The sequence below is a fragment of the Nonomuraea sp. NPDC052265 genome (assembly GCF_044547985.1).
Classification (GTDB): domain Bacteria; phylum Actinomycetota; class Actinomycetes; order Streptosporangiales; family Streptosporangiaceae; genus Nonomuraea.
The window spans coordinates 114,370-130,500 of record NZ_JBIUBJ010000019.1 but is presented as its reverse complement, the minus strand read 5'-3'; the positions used below and the strand labels follow the sequence as shown (position 1 = coordinate 130,500).

15 protein-coding genes are annotated in these 16,131 nt (G+C 74.1%); 7 read left to right on the top strand and 8 right to left on the bottom strand.

Annotated features, from left to right (window positions below):
• Nucleotides 1-12: 12 nt before the first annotated feature.
• The 4 genes from ACIHAD_RS38540 to ACIHAD_RS38525 are packed head-to-tail and all read right to left on the bottom strand — an operon-like array spanning nucleotide 13 to nucleotide 2,641.
• Nucleotides 13-324 (bottom strand): hypothetical protein, encoded by a 312-nt coding sequence (locus tag ACIHAD_RS38540; RefSeq protein ID WP_397359694.1) that lies wholly within the window; start codon nucleotides 322-324, stop codon nucleotides 13-15.
• A 24-nt stretch (nucleotides 325-348) separates the two neighbouring features.
• Nucleotides 349-1,014, bottom strand: a complete 666-nt coding sequence (locus ACIHAD_RS38535; protein WP_397359693.1) for an ArsR/SmtB family transcription factor — start codon at nucleotides 1,012-1,014, stop codon at nucleotides 349-351.
• Nucleotides 1,014-1,505 carry a cupin domain-containing protein gene (locus ACIHAD_RS38530; RefSeq protein ID WP_397359692.1) on the bottom strand — a complete coding sequence of 164 codons (492 nt, stop codon included), beginning with the start codon at nucleotides 1,503-1,505 and terminating at the stop codon, nucleotides 1,014-1,016. The genes ACIHAD_RS38535 and ACIHAD_RS38530 overlap by 1 nt, the downstream gene beginning before the upstream one ends.
• A gap of 47 nt (nucleotides 1,506-1,552) precedes the next feature.
• The gene (locus tag ACIHAD_RS38525; RefSeq protein ID WP_397359691.1) at nucleotides 1,553-2,641 is read right to left on the bottom strand and encodes an alcohol dehydrogenase catalytic domain-containing protein; all 1,089 of its coding nucleotides are present in this window, start codon (nucleotides 2,639-2,641) and stop codon (nucleotides 1,553-1,555) included.
• Nucleotides 2,642-2,771: 130 nt separating this feature from the next.
• On the opposite strand from ACIHAD_RS38525, the gene ACIHAD_RS38520 reads away from it, so the two are divergent.
• Genes ACIHAD_RS38520 through ACIHAD_RS38510 form a run of 3 tightly spaced genes read left to right on the top strand, consistent with a single transcriptional unit; the run spans nucleotide 2,772 to nucleotide 7,395 of the window.
• Nucleotides 2,772-4,004 (top strand): ABC transporter substrate-binding protein, encoded by a 1,233-nt coding sequence (locus ACIHAD_RS38520; RefSeq protein ID WP_397359689.1) that lies wholly within the window; start codon nucleotides 2,772-2,774, stop codon nucleotides 4,002-4,004.
• A complete protein-coding gene (locus tag ACIHAD_RS38515) occupies nucleotides 4,001-6,655 on the top strand; it encodes an ATP-binding cassette domain-containing protein (RefSeq protein WP_397359688.1) in 2,655 nt (884 codons plus the stop codon). Before ACIHAD_RS38520 ends, ACIHAD_RS38515 begins: the two co-directional genes overlap by 4 nt.
• Complete coding sequence (locus ACIHAD_RS38510) at nucleotides 6,655-7,395, top strand: ABC transporter ATP-binding protein (protein WP_397359686.1); 741 nt, start codon at nucleotides 6,655-6,657, stop codon at nucleotides 7,393-7,395. Before ACIHAD_RS38515 ends, ACIHAD_RS38510 begins: the two co-directional genes overlap by 1 nt.
• Here ACIHAD_RS38510 and ACIHAD_RS38505 read toward each other — a convergent pair.
• Nucleotides 7,387-8,115, bottom strand: coding sequence for a dienelactone hydrolase family protein (locus tag ACIHAD_RS38505; protein ID WP_397359685.1), 729 nt, complete (start codon nucleotides 8,113-8,115; stop codon nucleotides 7,387-7,389). The two genes, ACIHAD_RS38510 and ACIHAD_RS38505, sit on opposite strands and share 9 nt — an antisense overlap.
• Before the next feature lie 46 nt (nucleotides 8,116-8,161).
• Nucleotides 8,162-8,431 (bottom strand): hypothetical protein, encoded by a 270-nt coding sequence (locus ACIHAD_RS38500; RefSeq protein ID WP_397359684.1) that lies wholly within the window; start codon nucleotides 8,429-8,431, stop codon nucleotides 8,162-8,164.
• Between ACIHAD_RS38500 and ACIHAD_RS38495 the strand changes: the two genes are divergently transcribed.
• Complete coding sequence (locus ACIHAD_RS38495; RefSeq protein WP_397359683.1) at nucleotides 8,420-9,385, top strand: alpha/beta hydrolase; 966 nt, start codon at nucleotides 8,420-8,422, stop codon at nucleotides 9,383-9,385. The two genes, ACIHAD_RS38500 and ACIHAD_RS38495, sit on opposite strands and share 12 nt — an antisense overlap.
• Nucleotides 9,386-9,398: 13 nt before the next feature.
• On the opposite strand, the gene ACIHAD_RS38490 is transcribed toward ACIHAD_RS38495, so the two are convergent.
• Nucleotides 9,399-9,533, bottom strand: coding sequence for a hypothetical protein (locus ACIHAD_RS38490; RefSeq protein ID WP_397359682.1), 135 nt, complete (start codon nucleotides 9,531-9,533; stop codon nucleotides 9,399-9,401).
• A gap of 987 nt (nucleotides 9,534-10,520) precedes the next feature.
• On the opposite strand from ACIHAD_RS38490, the gene ACIHAD_RS38485 reads away from it, so the two are divergent.
• From ACIHAD_RS38485 to ACIHAD_RS38475, 3 genes are read left to right on the top strand one after another with little or no spacing between them, the layout of a single operon-like run.
• Complete coding sequence (locus ACIHAD_RS38485) at nucleotides 10,521-11,621, top strand: acyl-CoA dehydrogenase family protein (RefSeq protein ID WP_397359681.1); 1,101 nt, start codon at nucleotides 10,521-10,523, stop codon at nucleotides 11,619-11,621.
• 19 nt (nucleotides 11,622-11,640) lie between these two features.
• On the top strand, nucleotides 11,641-12,678 hold the full coding sequence (locus tag ACIHAD_RS38480) for an acyl-CoA dehydrogenase family protein (RefSeq protein ID WP_397359680.1): 1,038 nt from the start codon (nucleotides 11,641-11,643) through the stop codon (nucleotides 12,676-12,678).
• Between the two features lie 40 nt (nucleotides 12,679-12,718).
• Nucleotides 12,719-13,531, top strand: a complete 813-nt coding sequence (locus tag ACIHAD_RS38475) for a TIGR03619 family F420-dependent LLM class oxidoreductase (protein WP_397359679.1) — start codon at nucleotides 12,719-12,721, stop codon at nucleotides 13,529-13,531.
• 73 nt (nucleotides 13,532-13,604) lie between these two features.
• Here the strand turns inward: ACIHAD_RS38475 and ACIHAD_RS38470 are convergent, their stop codons facing one another.
• On the bottom strand, nucleotides 13,605-15,875 hold the full coding sequence (locus tag ACIHAD_RS38470; RefSeq protein ID WP_397359678.1) for a CHAP domain-containing protein: 2,271 nt from the start codon (nucleotides 15,873-15,875) through the stop codon (nucleotides 13,605-13,607).
• Between the last annotated feature and the right edge of the window lie 256 nt (nucleotides 15,876-16,131).

Here is a 16,131-nt window from a genome sequence, read left to right as displayed (position 1 = left end):
GCGGGCGAGCGGTCAGTCGGGGTCGTCGAGGTGGCAGGCCGGCACCCATCCGACGACGCCGGTGGTGGAGTCGGTGCCGTGGTGCCACAGGGTGCTGTCGAACGCCTCGTCGCACCGGAACAGCTCGTGCTCCTCCGACCGGTCGGAGTCGAAGCCGTCGCCGGGACGGCCCACGCCGACCTGGGCCGCGCCGCCCTTCGGCTCGCTCCAGACGACCACCTCGCGGCTGCGGAAGTCGTAGCGGTAGCGGGCCTCGGCGGGGCCGGCGCCGCCCACGGTCAGGACCGCGAGCAGGCCGGCCGCGACGGCTCCTCTGGCGAGCATGCGGACCTCCCTCACTGTGGGCGATTACCCGCTCACAGTACGCGCTCGGGCGATCCCCTGCCCGGCGCGCCGCCAGCCGATGAGGCCGCCGTCCAGCGGGCGGGCGTCGAAACCGCGCTCGCGCAGCAGGCGTACGGCCTCCGGGGAGACCACGCAGTACGGCCCCCCGCAGTAGGCCACGATCCGGGCGTCCGACGGCAGCTCCGCCAGGCGGCCCGCCAGGTCGTCCAGGGGCACCGAGATCGCGCCGGGTACGTGCCCCTTGGCGTAGGCGGCGGCCGACCGGACGTCGACGACCACCGTGCCGGGGTCGGCCAGCCTGGCGGCCAGCTCGTCGGCCGTCACGCCGGCCAGGTCGCCCAGGTGCTCCCGTACGGCCTCGCGCAGGTCGGACAGGCGGCCGTGGGCGAAGTCCTGGAGGTCGCCGAGGAAGCGCGAGACCTGCTCGTCGGCCAGCCGGTAGCGGACCCGCGTGCCGTCCCTGCGGCTGGTCACCAGGTGGGCCGCGTGCAGCCGCTGGAGCTGGGCCGAGGTGTTCTTGAGCGGCACGCCCGCCGCCTGCGCCAGCTCCTCGACCGTGCGCTCGCTCTGGTCGAGCACGTCGAGCAGCCGCAGCCGCACCGGGTTGGACAGCGCCTTGCCGATGCGGGCCAGGTGCCGGTAGATCGGCTCTTCGGGGAAACCGGTCATCAGACCGCGTACTGGTCGTGGCGGAGCCAGAGCTCGGTCCACTCCTCGGGGGTGAGCTCGCGGCCGGTGTGGGTGATGTCGGCCAGCTCCTCGAAGTACGCCTCGCGCGGCGCGCCCGGCGTGAAGAGCACCAGCATCGAGGCCGGCTCGCCCGAGGCGTTGCGGAAGGCGTGGATGCCGCCCTCGGGCACGTGCAGGAAGTCGCCGGGGCGGCCGTCGGCCCACTTGTCGCCGTCGTAGAGCTGGACGGTGCCGGTCAGCACGTAGAACGACTCGGTGATGGTGCGGTGGAAGTGCGGGGTCGCGCCTCCGGGACGCGGTCCCATCTCCCAGCGGTACAGGCCGAAGGCGCCGTTCGTGGAGCCGCCCGTGCCCAGGTAGTGGACGCGGGTTCCGGTCGCCATCGACAGGTCGGGGCCGTTGTCCGCCGGGCGCAGGGTGCCGCTGATCTCGCCGGTCTCGGCCAGGTAGCGCTGCGGGGGGTACGACATGGGGCAACTCCTCCACTATTCCAAAGAAAGTTAGAATAGCGGCCGGTTCAGAACGTGATGACCGTGCGGGCGACCGTCCCCTGGCGTACGTGGGCGACGGCCTCGTTGACCTGGTCGAGGGGCAGGCGTTCGGTGATCAGGCCGTCGAGGTCGAGCCGGCCGCGCAGGTACTGCCCGGCCAGCATGGGCAGGTCGCGGTGCGGCGCGGCGTCGCCGCCCTGGGTGCCCATGAGGCGGCGGGAGGAGAACAGCAGGCCGGTGTCCAGCTCCATCGGGTGGCCCTTGGGCGGGCTGCCGACCATGACCGTGGTCCCGCCCGGCTGGGTGGCGGCGAAGGCCCCCGCCAGCACGCCGGGGACGCCGGTCACGTCGAAGGCGTAGTCGACGCCGCCGCGCACCAGCGCGCCCACCTGGCTCGGCAGGTCGCCGGCGGTGAGCAGGTGCGTGGCGCCGAAGCGCTCGGCGAGTTTGAGCTTCTGCTCGGCCACGTCCGCGGCGATGATCGTGGTGGCGCCGGCGAGCACCGCGCCCTGGATGACGTTGAGTCCCACGCCGCCGCAGCCCACCACCAGGACCGAGGCGCCCGGCGGCACCTGGGCCACGTTCAGGACCGCGCCCACGCCGGTGACCACGCCGCAGGCCAGCAGGCACATGGCGGCGAAGGGCGCGTCCTTGGCGATCTTCACGCACATGGCCTCGGTGACCACCGCGTACTCGGCGAACGAGCCGATGCCGATGAAGCGGCGGGTCTCCCGGCCGTCCAGGGTGATCCTGGGCGGGCCGCCCATGATGGTCGGCAGCCGCAGCGGGCCCGAGCACAGGTGGAAGCGGCCCGAGCCGCAGTGGCGGCAGCGCCCGCAGGGGCCGCTCATGGCGATGATGACGTGGTCGTCCGGCCGGACGGTGGTGACGCCCGCGCCGACGCTCTCCACCACGCCCGCGCTCTCGTGCCCCAGGATGAACGGCGGCGCGCTCACCACCGGGCTCTTGCCGTCGATCGCCTTGAGGTCGGACCCGCACACGCCCGAGGCCCTGATCCGGACGCGGACCTCGCCGGGGCCGGGGTCGTCGATCTCGACGTCGCGGATCTCCATCGGGGCGTGGAACCCGGTCAGCACGGCCGCGCGCATCAGCATGCGCCCACGCTAGCCCGGCGCACGCTCTGCGAGCAAGCGGTTGCTCGGGTGCCCGTTGACACCCTTCCCCGGCAAATCTACGCTCAGCGAAACCAAGCGAGCGCTAGGCCGAGTCGCGAGGGAGAACAACATGGTACGGCGGGGCGCGGCCGCGCTCACCCTGACGCTGCTCGCCGCCGGCTGCGCGGCCCAGCAGACCGGTACGGCCCAGTCGGGCACGGGAGTGACGGACACCACGATCAAGATCGGCGGCGTGCTGACCAAGACCAGCGCGAGCGGCTACTCGACCAGGGACGCCGAGATCGGCGCCAAGGCCAGGTTCGAGCGCGCCAACGCCGAGGGCGGCGTGCACGGCCGGAAGATCGACTTCATCGGCGCCGAGGACGACGCCCAGGACGCGGCCAAGGGCGACGCGGCGGCCAAGAAACTCGTCCAGAAGGACCAGGTGTTCGCCCTGGTCCCGGTGCACGCGCCCAACTTCGGCGGCGCGGCCTTCCTCGAACAGCAGGGCGTCCCCTGGTTCGGCTGGGCCACCGGGCCGCAGTGGTGCGGCACCAGGACCGGGTTCGGCTACAACGGCTGCCTGGCCCCCAAGCAGGGCGCCGGCTCCCAGACCTGGTGGGGCAGGCAGATGGCCGACCTGCTCGGCGGCGCCGCGGGCAAGAGCGTCTACGTGCAGACCAGCGACTCCAGCGGCAGCAAGTACGGCGGAACGACCATCTCCCAGTCGTTCACCGCGGCCGGGTTCGAGCTGGTCGGCGTGAACTCCGGCCTGCCGGCCGCCGCCCCGCCCCCCGACTGGCTCCCGTACGTCAACAAGATCATGACCTCGGACGGCGGCAGGGCCCCCGACGTCGTCGTCTCGGTGATCGCGGGCACCAAGTTCAACGTCGGCCTCTACGCGGCGCTCAAGCGGGCCGGCTACCGGGGCGTGCTCACCGACGCCACCAGCTACGACGTGGCCATCCTCAAGGACCGGGCCGGCGCCCAGGCGCTCGAAGGCGTGATCGCCGCGCCCATGTTCGAGCCGTTCGAGTCGCCCGCGCCCGAGATCGCCCAGCTCAAGAAGGACGTCGAGAAGGTCGCCCCAGGCACCGCGCTCACCCAGCACGTGGCGATCGGCTACTGGGCCGCCGACATCTTCCTCGACGTCCTCAATCGCACCGGCAAGGACCTGACCAGGGAGAAGTTCCTGGCCACGGCCAACGGCGACTACCTCTACGAGAACCCCGGGTTCGGCCGCATCCGCTACCCGAGGGACCACAGCGAGCCGAACGGCTGCGGCGCCCTGGTCAGGCTGGAGGGCGGGGCCTTCCAGGTGGCCAGGAGGATGGCCTGCTTCGACAACGTGCCGCTGAAATGATCCTCCAGTACGTCCTCAGCGGCCTGGTCACCGGGGCCGTCTTCGCGATCATGGGCTCCGGCCTGACCCTGTCGTACGCGGCGACCGGGGTGTTCAACTTCGCCCACGGCGCCGTCGGCTTCCTGGCCGCCCTGGTGTTCTACGAGCTCACCGCCGCCGCCGGGCTGCCCGCCTGGCTGTCGGCGGTGGTGGCGGCCGGGCTGTTCGCGCCCGCGCTCGGCTACCTGCTGCACCGGGCCATGTTCCGCGGGCTCGCCCAGGCGGGGGAGACCGCGCAGATCGTCGCCACCATCGGGCTCACCATCGCGCTGCCCGCGCTCGGCCTGCTGGTCGTGGACCTGGCCGGGCTGCCCGCCACGGACGCCACCTCGCTGCCGCGCGGCGTCGGCCCCCACCCCGCCCAGGGGTTCGACCCGCTCGGGGTGCGGCTGGACACCGACCAGCTCATCACCTTCGCCTTCTCGGCGGTCGCGGCGGCCGGGTTGTGGGCGTTCATGCGGCACACGCCGTACGGGCTGCGCATGCGCGCCTCCGTGGACCGCCGCCGCCTGGCCACGCTCCGGGGCATCGACGTGGACGCCACCTCGGCGCTGGCCTGGATGCTCGGGTCGGGGCTCGCCGGGCTGGCCGGGGTGCTGGCGGCGCCGGTGCTCGGGCTGGACGCGACGGCGTACACGGTGCTGCTGTTCGCCTCCGCGACGGCGGCGGTGTTCGGGCGGCTGCGCTCGATCCCCTGGACGTTCGCGGCCGGGCTCGCGCTCGGGGTCGTGCAGAACCTGGTCGCCGGGTACACCGACTTCCTGGAGGAGGTCACCGGGCTGCGCACGGCCGTGCCGGTGATCCTGCTGTTCGCCGGGCTGCTGCTGCTGAACCGGTCGCGAGAGCGGGTGGCGGGCAGCGCCGCCGAGGACGTCCCGCCGCCCGACCACCTGGCCGGGGTGCCGGCCTGGCGCAGGCGGCTGCCGTGGGCGGCGGGCCTGGCCGCGCTGGCGGCCTTCGCCCTGCTCGGGCCGCAGTACTACGTGGGCGTCGCGGCCCAGGGGCTGGTGCTGGCGCTGATCTTCTGCTCGTTCGTGGTGGTGACCGGGATCGGCGGCATGGTGAACCTGGCGCAGGCCGCCTTCGCCGCCATGGCGGCGCTGACCTGCGGGTGGGCGTTCGCCTCCGGGTTGCCGTTCGTCGTGGCGATCCTGCTCGGGGTGCTCGCGGCGGGTGCCGTCGGGCTGGTGGTGGCGCTGCCCGCGCTGCGGCTGGGCGGGCGGGTGCTGACGCTGGCCACGCTGGCCCTGGCGCTGCTGGCCGACCAGGTGCTGTTCCAGGTGGACGCCTTCAGCAACGGGACCATCGGGTGGGCGCTGCCGGCGCTCGGGCTCGGCTTCGCCGACACCTCCGACCCGCGGGTGCGGGTGGCCGTGCTGCTGGCGCTGATCGGGCTGGTGGCGCTGCTGGTGCGCAACCTGGAGCGGTCGGCGTCCGGGCGGGCCGTCCTCGCCGTACGGTCGGCGCCCGCGGCGGCCGTCACCTCCGGGCTGTCCGCGCCGCGCGCCAAGATCGTGCTGTTCGTGCTGGCGTCGGGGATCGCGGGGCTCGGCGGGGTGCTGTTCGCGATCTCCAAGGGGTCGGTCACGGCCACCGACCTGCCCGCGTTCTCCGGGTTCGTGTGGCTGGCCGTGGTGGTGCTGCAGGGCGTGCGCAGGATCGGCGGGGCGGTGCTCGGCGGGCTCGTCGCGGTGGCCGTGCCCGAGCTGCTGGCGACCTGGGACGTGTCCGCGCACGTGGGGTCGATCCTGTTCGGGGCGGGCGGCATGATCCTGGCCCGGCATCCGGACGGCGTGCTCGCCCAGCTCGCCGAGGCCCGCGCCCGCCGCCGACTGCCCGTCACGTCCTCCGCCACCCCTTCCGCGCCTCCGGCCGAGGTGGTCGCCGGTGTCGTGCCCCGCCGGGCCGCGGCCGGGGGCGGCGGGCCCGGCGGGCCGCTGTTCGTGCTGGAGGACGTCGTGGCGGGTTACGCCGACTGCACCGTGCTGCGCGGGGTGCGGCTGGAGGTGCGGCCCGGGGAGGTGGTGGCGCTGCTCGGCGCGAACGGCGCGGGCAAGTCCACCACCTGTGCCGTCGCCGCCGGGGACCTGCCGGTGACCGCCGGCCGCGTCCTGCTCGACGGCGTGGACGTCACCGCCTGGCCGGCGCACCGGCGGGCGCGCGCCGGCGTCCTGCTGGCCCCCGAAGGGCGGGGCGTCTTCCCGGGGCTCACCGTGGAGGAGAACCTGCGTACCTGGCTGGCGGATCCCGAACCGGTCTACGAGCGGCTGCCGCGGCTCGCGGCCCGCCGTACGGTGGCCGCGGGCGCGCTGTCGGGCGGCGAGCAGCAGCTCCTCACGCTGGCCCCCGCCCTGGTGCGCCCGCCGCGCGTGCTGATCGCCGACGAGCCGTCGCTCGGCCTCGCGCCGCTCGTCGTGCGGCAGGTGTTCGACGTCTTCGCCGAGCTGCGCGACCGGGGCGTGGCGCTGCTGCTGGTCGAGGAGAAGGCGACCGAGGCGCTGGCCGTCGCCGACCGGGTCGCGTTCATGCGGCTGGGCGGCGTCACCTGGACGGGCCCGCGCTCGGAGGTGGACGGCGACCGGCTGACCGCCGCCTACCTGGGGGTGAGGTGATGCTCGCGGTGGAGGGCGTCTCCGTGGCCTTCGGCGGGGTCAGGGCGCTGGACGGCGTGTCGTTCGAGGCCGGGCGGGGCCAGGTCTGCGGCGTGATCGGGCCGAACGGCGCGGGCAAGACCACGCTGTTCGACGTGGTGTCCGGGCTGCGCAGGCCGGTCGCGGGCCGGGTCGCGCTGGACGGACGCGACCTGACCGGCGTGTCCGCGCTCCGGCGGGCCAGGGCAGGCGTGCGCAGGACGTTCCAGCGCACGCAGGTGTTCGGCCGGCTCACCGTGGCCCAGAACGTGCTGGCCGCGCTCGACTGGCACGGCGGTGGCGGCGGGCTGGCCGCCGACCTGGCCGGGTGGCCGGGCCGGCGGCGGATCGAGCGCGAGCGCGGCGCGCGCGTGGCGGAGGTGCTCGACCTGTGCGGGCTCACCCCGTTGCGCGACGCGTACGCCGCCGCGCTGCCGGTCGGGCGGCGCCGGATGGTCGAGCTGGCCCGCGCGCTCGCGGACCGTCCGAGGCTGCTGCTGCTCGACGAGCCCACCTCCGGCCTGGACGCCGCCCAGACCGCCCGGCTCGGCGAGGTCGTCAGGGCCCTGGACACGACGGTGCTGCTGGTCGAGCACGACATGGGCTTCGTCATGGAGATCTGCGACCGGATCGTCGTGCTGGACCTGGGCAGGGTGATCGCGTCCGGGACGCCGGCCCAGGTCAGGGACGATCCGGTGGTGCGGGCCGCGTATCTAGGCTGAGTGCCGTTCGGTGAAGGCCAGGACGCGGCGCCAGGCGTCCTGGCAGATCTCCTCCCACTCCTTGGACGAGCGGTCGAAGAAGGAGTGGGGCGCGCCCTCGTAGACGTGGGTCTCGTGCTCGGTGCCCACCCGGTCCAGCGCGGCGGTGTACGCGTCGAACTCCTCGGGGCTCGACACCTTGTCCGCGCCGCCCCTGAGCAGCAGCAGCGGCGCGCCCGGCCCGGTCGCCGGCTCGTCGATGAAGCGCAGGGCGCCGTAGAAGCCGATGCTCCCGGCCAGGCCGTTGCCCTCCGCGCCCTGACGCCACGACAGCGCGCCGCCCATGCAGAACCCGACCGTGAACACCGGGCCGTCCCCGGCCAGCTCGGCGGTCGCCGCCGCCGCGTCGGCCCGCACCTGGTCGAGCTTGAGCTGGTCGACGTGGGGCATGTGGTCGAAGTCGTCGCCGCGGTCGTCGGTCCCGGCGGTGCGGCCGAAGTAGTCGATCGCGATCGCGCGGAACCCGGCCTCGGCGAAGCGCACCGCGAGGTCGCGGTAGAACGGGTGCAGGCCGCGCACGTCCGGCATGATCACCACGCCGCGGCCGTTCGGCTCGGCCGGGTCGGCGCGGTAGGCCATGAAGCGGGTGCCGTCGGCGGAGGTCAGGGTGATCTGCTCGTGCGCGGCGACCTCGCCCCGGATCGGCGGGGCGGGCGGTCGGCTGTCGGTGGAATGACACATGTTGCCCAGCATGCCCAAGGTGATCGCCCGTCATCCACCTTCGCCCTCAGTACGGCGGCGCCGCCCGGAACGCCGTCAGCAGGTGGGCCCGTACCCGCGCCACGGCCGACCTGGCCAGCGCCCCCGACCGTACGGCCAGGTAGCCGGTGTTGATCGGCGGCTCCTCCGGCTCGGCCAGCGCGACCAGCGTCCCCTCGGCCAGGTCGCGCCGGCACAGGTACGCGGGGATGGCGGTTGCCGCACCCCCGCGCGGGATCCGACCATCGAGGGGGACGTCAGGCCCCCTCCGTGGAAGGAAGTCCTCATGGCGTTCCACCCCAACCTCGATCCGGAACTGCGTGCCGCTCTGGAGAGCACGCCGTTCCCCACCTTCGACGTGACCACCCTCACGCCAGAGGAACTGGCCGGGTACCGGGCCCAGATCAACGCGATGCTGGCCGCCATGCCGCCCGCCGAGGGCGAGGTGCTGATCGAGAACCGTCACGTCCCCGGCCCCGACGGCGAACCGGACGTCCGGGTCCGCGTCTACCGTCCCGCGCTGGAGGACGCCGGCAGGCCCGGTCTCTACTGGATCCACGGCGGCGGCATGATCGTCGGCGTGCCCGAGGTGGACGAGGCCACGATGATCGAGTACGTCGAGCGGCTCGGCGTCGTGGTGGTCTCCGTCGACTACCGCCTGGCGCCCGAGCACCCGCACCCGGCACCGGTCGAGGACTGCTACGCGGGCCTGGTGTGGACCGCCAAGAACGCCGGCGAGCTGGGCATCGACCCCGCCAGGCTGGCCGTCGGCGGGGCCAGCGCGGGTGGTGGGCTGGCCGCCGGGACCGTGCTGCTCGCCCGCGACCGGGGCGGCCCCGAGGTGGCCTTCCAGCTCCTGGTCTGCCCGATGCTGGACGACCGCAACACCACCCCGTCGAGCCGGGAGTTCACCGAGGCCGTGGTCTGGGACCGGGCCGCGAACCTCTACGGCTGGTCCGCCCTGCTCGGCGAGCGGACGGGCGGGCCGGACGTCCCGCCGTACGCGGCGCCGGCGCGGGCCGAGGACCTGTCGGGGCTGCCGCCCGCGTTCATCGACGTGGGCGAGCTGGAGGTGTTCAGGGACGAGGACATCGACTACGCGCAGCGGCTGGCCCGGGCCGGGGTGTCCACCGAGTTCCACCTCTATCCCGGGGCCTTCCACGGGTTCGACGCCATGGTGCCGGACACCGCGCTGAGCAGGCGGGCGCGGGAGACCCGGCTGGCCGCGCTCGGACGGGCGTACCGGCTATAGCGGCGGCGTTCGCTCAGGTGGGTGTGTCGGGGGTGGCGTTCGCGAGCAGGCGTCGCAGGGTCAGGGCGAGGTGGGCGCGCAGGCGTCCGGCGGGGTCGGCCAGGGAGAAGCCCAGCACCGACTCCGCCCGCGCGATGCGGCCCGCCATCGAGCTGTGGTGCAGGTGCATCTCGGTGGCGGCGGCCCGTACCGACCCGGCCGAGCACAGCGCGCACCGCGAGCAGGTGATCCTCGCCCAGCCGCGCCATCGCCCGGCACGGCCGGCTCCGCGACGGCCGTGCCGGGCAGGTCGGCGAACAGCGCGAGCGCGCCGAGGTCGGTCCAGCGCACCACCCGGTCGTACGGGCCGGTGAAACGCAGCGCGGTGCGGGCCTTGGCCCACGACTCGGCGGCGTGCGACCCGGGCAGCTCCGGGCCGATGCCCACGCGGGAACCCTCGGGCGGCTCGCCGTCGACGGTGGTGGCCACCAGCACGGCCTGGGTGTCGCCGATCCTGGCCGTGCGCACGCGGTGGCCCATGGCCCGCAACCCGGCCGCGAGCCGCTCGTGGGGGAGGGCGAACGCCATGGCCTGGAGCGGCGTGGACGGCGCGAACCCGAGCAGCCGCAACGCCCGCGCCCGTTCCGCCTCGCCGGTCTCGGCCGACAGCACCAGCTCGACCAGCGCCGGGTCCCGGCCCTGGTGAGCCTGTACGGCGGCGCGTTCCAAGGTCAGCTCGGCGGCGGCGGCGAACCGTTCGAGCACGATGTCGTCGAGGCCGTGGGGGGCGCCCTCGCGTTCCATCCACACACTGCCCAGCCCGCCGCTCAACTCCCTGACCTGCGCCGAGGCCCCGGGGTGTGGCGTGGCGCGCGGGGTCGTGCGGGCGTTCGGGTCCACCCGGAGGCGGCGGTCGCCGGCGGCGGCGTCGTGCAGGCCGACCGGACACTGGGCCAGCCGTGCGGTGGCCGCGAGCAGCACGGGCACGGTCACGTGATCGCGCACCAGCGAGTCGAAGTAGGCGATGACCCGCACCGCGCTCTCGGCGTCGGTGTCCAGCGTGGAAAGCCGGAGCAGAAGACCCTGCACGACGCCCACCCTAGGCGGACGGGCGGCGCCCTGGCCAGTAGACCAAGCGTGCGCTAGTTTGGTTTCCGTGGATCTCGACTTCACCCCGGCCGAGCTGGACTTCCGCGCCGAGGTTCGCGACTGGCTGGCCGCCCACGTGCCGCAGCGGCTCCCGCCGATGGACACCCCCGAAGGCTTCGAGGCGCACCGCGCGTGGGAGGCGCTGCTGGCCGGCGAGCGGCTGTCGGTCGTCTCCTGGCCCCGCGAGTACGGCGGCCGCGCCGCGTCCCTGATCGAATGGCTGATCTTCGAGGAGGAGTACTGGGCCGCCGGCGCCCCCGCCAGGGTCAGCCAGAACGGCATCTTCCTCCTGGCCCCCAGCCTCATGCGGTTCGGCACCCCCGAGCAGCGGCGGCGCTGGTTGCCCCGGATGGCGACGGCCGAGGACGTGTGGGCGCAGGCCTGGTCCGAGCCCGAGGCCGGCAGCGACCTCGCCGCGCTCACCGCCCGCGCCGAACGCGCCGACGGCGGCTGGCTCCTGTACGGCCACAAGACCTGGAGCTCCCGCGCCGCCCACGCCTCCCACGGCTTCGGCCTCTTCCGCACCTCCGGCGCGCGGCACAAGGGCCTGACGTACTTCCTCTTCCCCCTCGACGAGGTCGCCGTCCGCCCGATCGCGCAGCTCGACGGCCTGCCCGGGTTCGCCGAGCTGCACTTCGACGGGGTGTTCGCGCCCGACTCGGCGGTGCTCGGCGAGCCCGGCGACGGCTGGCGGATCGCGATGTCCACCACCTCCTCCGAACGCGGCCTGACCCTGCGCAGCCCCGGCCGATTCCTCGCCACCGCCGACCGCCTCGTCGAGCTGGCCATGGACGCCGGCCCCGTCCTCGCCGACCAGGCCGCGCGCTGCTGGACGGCGGCCGAGGCGTACCGGCTGCACACCTTCGCCACCGCCCGCCGGATCATGGCAGGGGCCGAGATCGGGGCGGCGGCCAGCATGGGCAAGGTCTTCTGGTCGGAGCTGGACCTGCGCATGCACGAGCTGGCCATGGAACTGCTCGGCGACCGGGCCGGCGGGACGGGCTGGCTGGACGGCTTCCTGTTCTCCCTCGCCGGGCCGATCTACGCGGGCACCAACGAGATCCAGCGCAACATCATCGCCGAGCGTGTCCTGGGCCTGCCCCGATGACCCCTCTGGAGTCGCCCTCATGCACTTCGCCTTCACCGACGAGCAACTCGCCCTGGGGGCGACCGTACGCGACGTGCTGCGGGCTCACTGCCCGCCCGGCGCGCTGCGGACCGAACGCCGTCCGGCCTGGGACCGGCTCGCCGAGCTGGGGTTCTTCGGGCTGCTCCTGCCGCCGGAGCTCGACGGGCTCGGGCTCGGGCTGACCGACGTGCTGCCCGCGGTCGAGGAGACCGGGCGGGCGTGCCTGCCGGGGCCGGTGGTGGAGACGGCCGTGGCGGCGGCTTTCCTGGTGCCGCGCGTGCCCAAGCTCGCCTCGGGCGGGGTGTGCGTGGGGGTGTCGTTGCCGGGGGAGGCGTACATGGCGGATGCCGATCTCGCCGATGTGCTGGTCGTGGCGCGTACCGGGGGTGAGGTCCGGGTGCCGGCGGGGGACGAGGTGCGGCTCACGGCGGTGCCGGGCGTGGACCCGTGCCGCCCGATGTTCGCCATCGCCTTCGACCCCTTGCCCCGTCACGACCCCGCCTGGCCGTCGGGTCGTGGTGATGGCGTCCGGTCGTCGGAGCTGGGTGGTTCCGATGGGATCGGTGCGGATCGGGTTGCGCTCGCGGTGCGGGCCGTCACGGTGGCGACCGCCGCCCAGCTCGTCGGGGTCGCGCGGGAGCTGCTCGCGGTCTCGGTGTCGTACGCGGGGGTCAGGAGGCAGTTCGGCGCGGCGATCGGATCCTTCCAGTCCGTCCGGCACAAGCTCGCCGACGTGGCGGTGGCCGTCGAGTTCGCCGCGCCGCTGGTGCACCGGGCGGCGCTGTCCGTCGACCGGGACGCGCCCACGGCCGAGCGGGACGCGAGCGCCGCCAAGGCCGCCGCGGGCGAGGCGGCGACCCTGGCCGCCCGGGTCGCCCTCCAGACCCACGGGGCGATCGGCTACACCGAGGAGCTGGACCTGCGGTTCTGGCTCGCGCGTGCCTGGTCCCTGTCGGCCGCCCACGGCACCGCCGCCGCCCACCGCGAACGCGTCCGCACCTCCCTGCACACCCGCGGCCTGCGGAGGTTTCCGTGAGGTACCGCGTCCTGCCCGGCGGTGGTCTGTGGAGGTGCGTGTGAAGTACGGCGTCCCGTTGGGGTTGTTGCATCCGGATGCCTGGAAGGACGTGGCCGTGGCCGCCGACGAGCTGGGGTTCGAGTCGGTGTGGCTGCCCGAGCACCTGGTGTTCGCCACCGACCTGTCGCTCGCCGTCTATCCCGGCACCGAGGACCCCGGCATCAAGCCGACGACCCCGCTGTTCGACGCCCCGGCCTACCTGTGCTGGCTGGCCGGGCTCACCACGCGCGTCCGGCTCGGCACCGCCGTGCACCTGCCGGCCCTGCGCCACCCGTTCGTCGCGGCCCGCGCGTTCGCCACCCTGGACGTGGTCTCGGACGGACGGGCCATCTGCGGCGTGGGCGCGGGCTGGTACCGAGGGGAGTGGACGGCGGCCGGACTGCCCTTCGAGACCCGCGGCGCCCGCCTGGACGAGGTCATCGAGGTCGTCCGGCGACTCTGGACCGAACCCGTGGTCGCCCATTCCGGACGGTTCTACCGGTTTCCCGAGGTCGCCTTCGAGCCCAAGCCCGTACAGGGGCGGCTGCCGGTGCTGGCCGGTGGCGAGTCGGCGGCGGCGCTGCGCCGGGCGTCCCGGCTGTGTGACGGATGGATCAGCATGCCGCACACGATCGAGTCGATCAGGCCGCAGATGGCGCGGCTGGGGGCGGGGGTGCCGGTCACGGCGCACGCGTACGCGCTGGGCTCCCCGGAGGAGGTGGCGGCCTGGGAGGAGCTGGGCGTGGAACGGCTGATCGTCCGCCCCTGGACGCGCAGCCGCGACGCCGTCACCCGCCTGGCCGCGTTCGCCGCCGAGTACGGGGTGGCCTGACGCCCCCTGCGCGGGGTGGCCTGGCGTCCCCCACGTGGGGTGGGCTGGCGTCCCCTGCGCGGGGGCGGTCGGCTCAGGCGGGTTGCCGTCCCCAGTCGGGGGTGCTGACGATCTCGCGGGTGGGGGCGCGGTGACGGCGTCCGCGCAGGGGGGCGTCCTGGATGAAGGTGCCGATGGTGCTCGTGCCGCCGCCGGTCGTCTGGTGCGGGCTCCACGGGTTCTGCGGGGGCATGGGGCTCACGGTGGTCCCCGCGGTCGCGGTGGTCGCGGCGCGTCGGTGGCGGCGGCCGCGCGGGGTGGGGTCGGCGGTGAAGGAGACGAGCTCGTCCGCGAAGGAGGCGGGCTCGGGGGCGTACGCGTCGGCAAGGGGCTCGATGCGACGGCGACGGCCCTGGTACGTCGCGCCGATCCCGGACGCCTCCGCGGCGCGTGGCGTCGTCCTCGTACGGGCGGCGACCTCCGCACCCGGCCGGGGGCTGGGGGAGAAGGCGCTGAACGTGCTCGTCGCCGGCGGAAGCGAGATCGGGACCATCGGGCCGGTGTCGAACATGGGGTCGAAGGGCGCCGTGTCGGGGGCCGTGTCGGGGGCCGTGTCGGGCGCCGTGTTGAGGGTGCGCCGGAACGAAGCGCTGTCGAGCCGCCGCGGCGGCGCCATCCGATCGGTGAACGCCTCAAAGGCATCCCCATCGCCCTCGAACCCGCTGCTCCCGGCCCTGAGCTCGGGAGTAGGAGCAGCAAGCTCAAAGCCGCCCACCCACCCGGACTCGGAAGAGCTGGCCGCGTGCTCGAAGGGGCCCGCCCACCCGGACTCGGGAGAGTTGGCCGCGTGCTCGAAGGGGCCCGCCCACCCGGACTCGGGAGAGTTGGCCGCGTGCTCGAAGGGGCCCGTACGAGTGGGGTCGGGAGAGCTGGTTGCGAGGTCCAAGGCGCCTGGCCGAGCGGGGGAGGAGGTGCTTGCGGGGTTCGGGGCGAAGGGGGTGGGGGTGGCGCGGTGCTGGGTGGGGTGGGTGTGTTCGTGACGCGTCTCCGAGGGCCTGCGGCGACGACGGTGGCGGGAGGGGGCGGCGTGGGAGCCGCGCCTGGAGCGCGTCCCCGAAGCGGGCACGGGGACGCCCATGGTGCCGCCGTCCACCGAAGCGGAGCTCAGGGCGGCGGCTTCCGCGGCGGCCCTCAGAGCGGCGGCTGTCGCGGCGGGGCTCAGGGTGATGTTTTCCGGGGTGGAGCTCAGGGTGATGCTTGCCGCCGCAGAGGGCAGGGGGACGCTCTCCGATGGCGAGAGGGTCAGGGGGACGCGCGGCGTGGCGGTGGTGCGTACGCGGGTGGCCCTCGCGGACGCGGTGGCCGGGCGGAGGCGGTGCTGGCGGGTCTTCGCCAGGGCGAGGAGGGCCAGGGCGGCGATCAGGGCGGAGCCGACCAGCGTCGGGGAGGCGATCGTGGGCAGCGCGCCCGGCGCGGAGGCGTCCACGAGCGCGGGGAGGGGCTCGGCGGTGCTGGACGTGGTGCCGGCCGTCGTCGCCTTGGCGTGCTTGGACTTCTGGGCCGACTTCCCCGCCGCCGTCGTCGGCACGGGCGTCGTCGCCGTCGCCGCCGTCGCCGCCGTCGCCGCCGTCGCCGCCGTCGCGGACGAGCCGGACGAGGCGGACGAGGACGGCACCGCCGGGGACGCGGACGGCGAGGACGCCGTGGTCCTGCCCGGCTTGTCGGCCTTGGCCTTCGGACGCGCGGCGAGCGGGACCTCGGCCGTGCGCTCCTGCTCGACGTGCGGGATCAGGGAGCTGAGCGAGTCGTCGGGAAGCTGGAGCGTTCCCACGTCGGTGCCGGGTCTGGCGGGCGTCGCCGCCTGCTCGTCGGCCCGCTTCTGGGCCGCCTCCTCGTCCAGGCGCGCCTTGATGCGCTCGGGGTAGCCGTAGCCGACGACCTTGCCGGTGTCGCGTTCCTTGCGCTTGGCGACGCCGCCGTCGATGTTGCCCTCGATGGTGAAGATCGTGTCGCCCTCGACCCGCGTGACGATGCCGACGTGGTCGATGTTGTCGATCTTGCCGGTCCCGCTCCAGTCGTAGAAGACGAACGCGCCGGGCTTGGGCGTCTTCCCCCAGGCCCCCTGCGCCTTGAACCATTCGGCGTGCCGTACGGTCCAGGCGAACTGCCCGATCCACTCGTGGTAGCCGAGCTTGTGCGCGGCCCAGGAGAGGTACATGTCACACCAGGGTGCGGCGGAGTAGTCGGCGTCGAACTCGACGGTCTTGCCGTACCAGTCGCCGAACTTGGTGTACGCACCGCCCTTCTCGGAGTAGCCGAGCTGGCTTTCGAGCAGGTCGATGTACTTCTGCATCTCGGGCGTCATGGAAGTATGGGGGAACCTTCCGGTCAAGATCCGGATTTATCCACACATACCGGGGTACCTGGGGGTAACCCGGGACATGTGTGGCAAAACCGGAAACCTGTGGTCTCGTGCGCTGCGAGGTTACCGCTTCGTGACCAAGGTCAAGCACACCCCAAGAGCAGGCAAAGACATCACCGGACGCATAATCGCAGCTCAATCGAGCCGCCGAATGTGTCGAAAACGGGTGATACACGAACAAAAGAGCCACTTCTCGGGG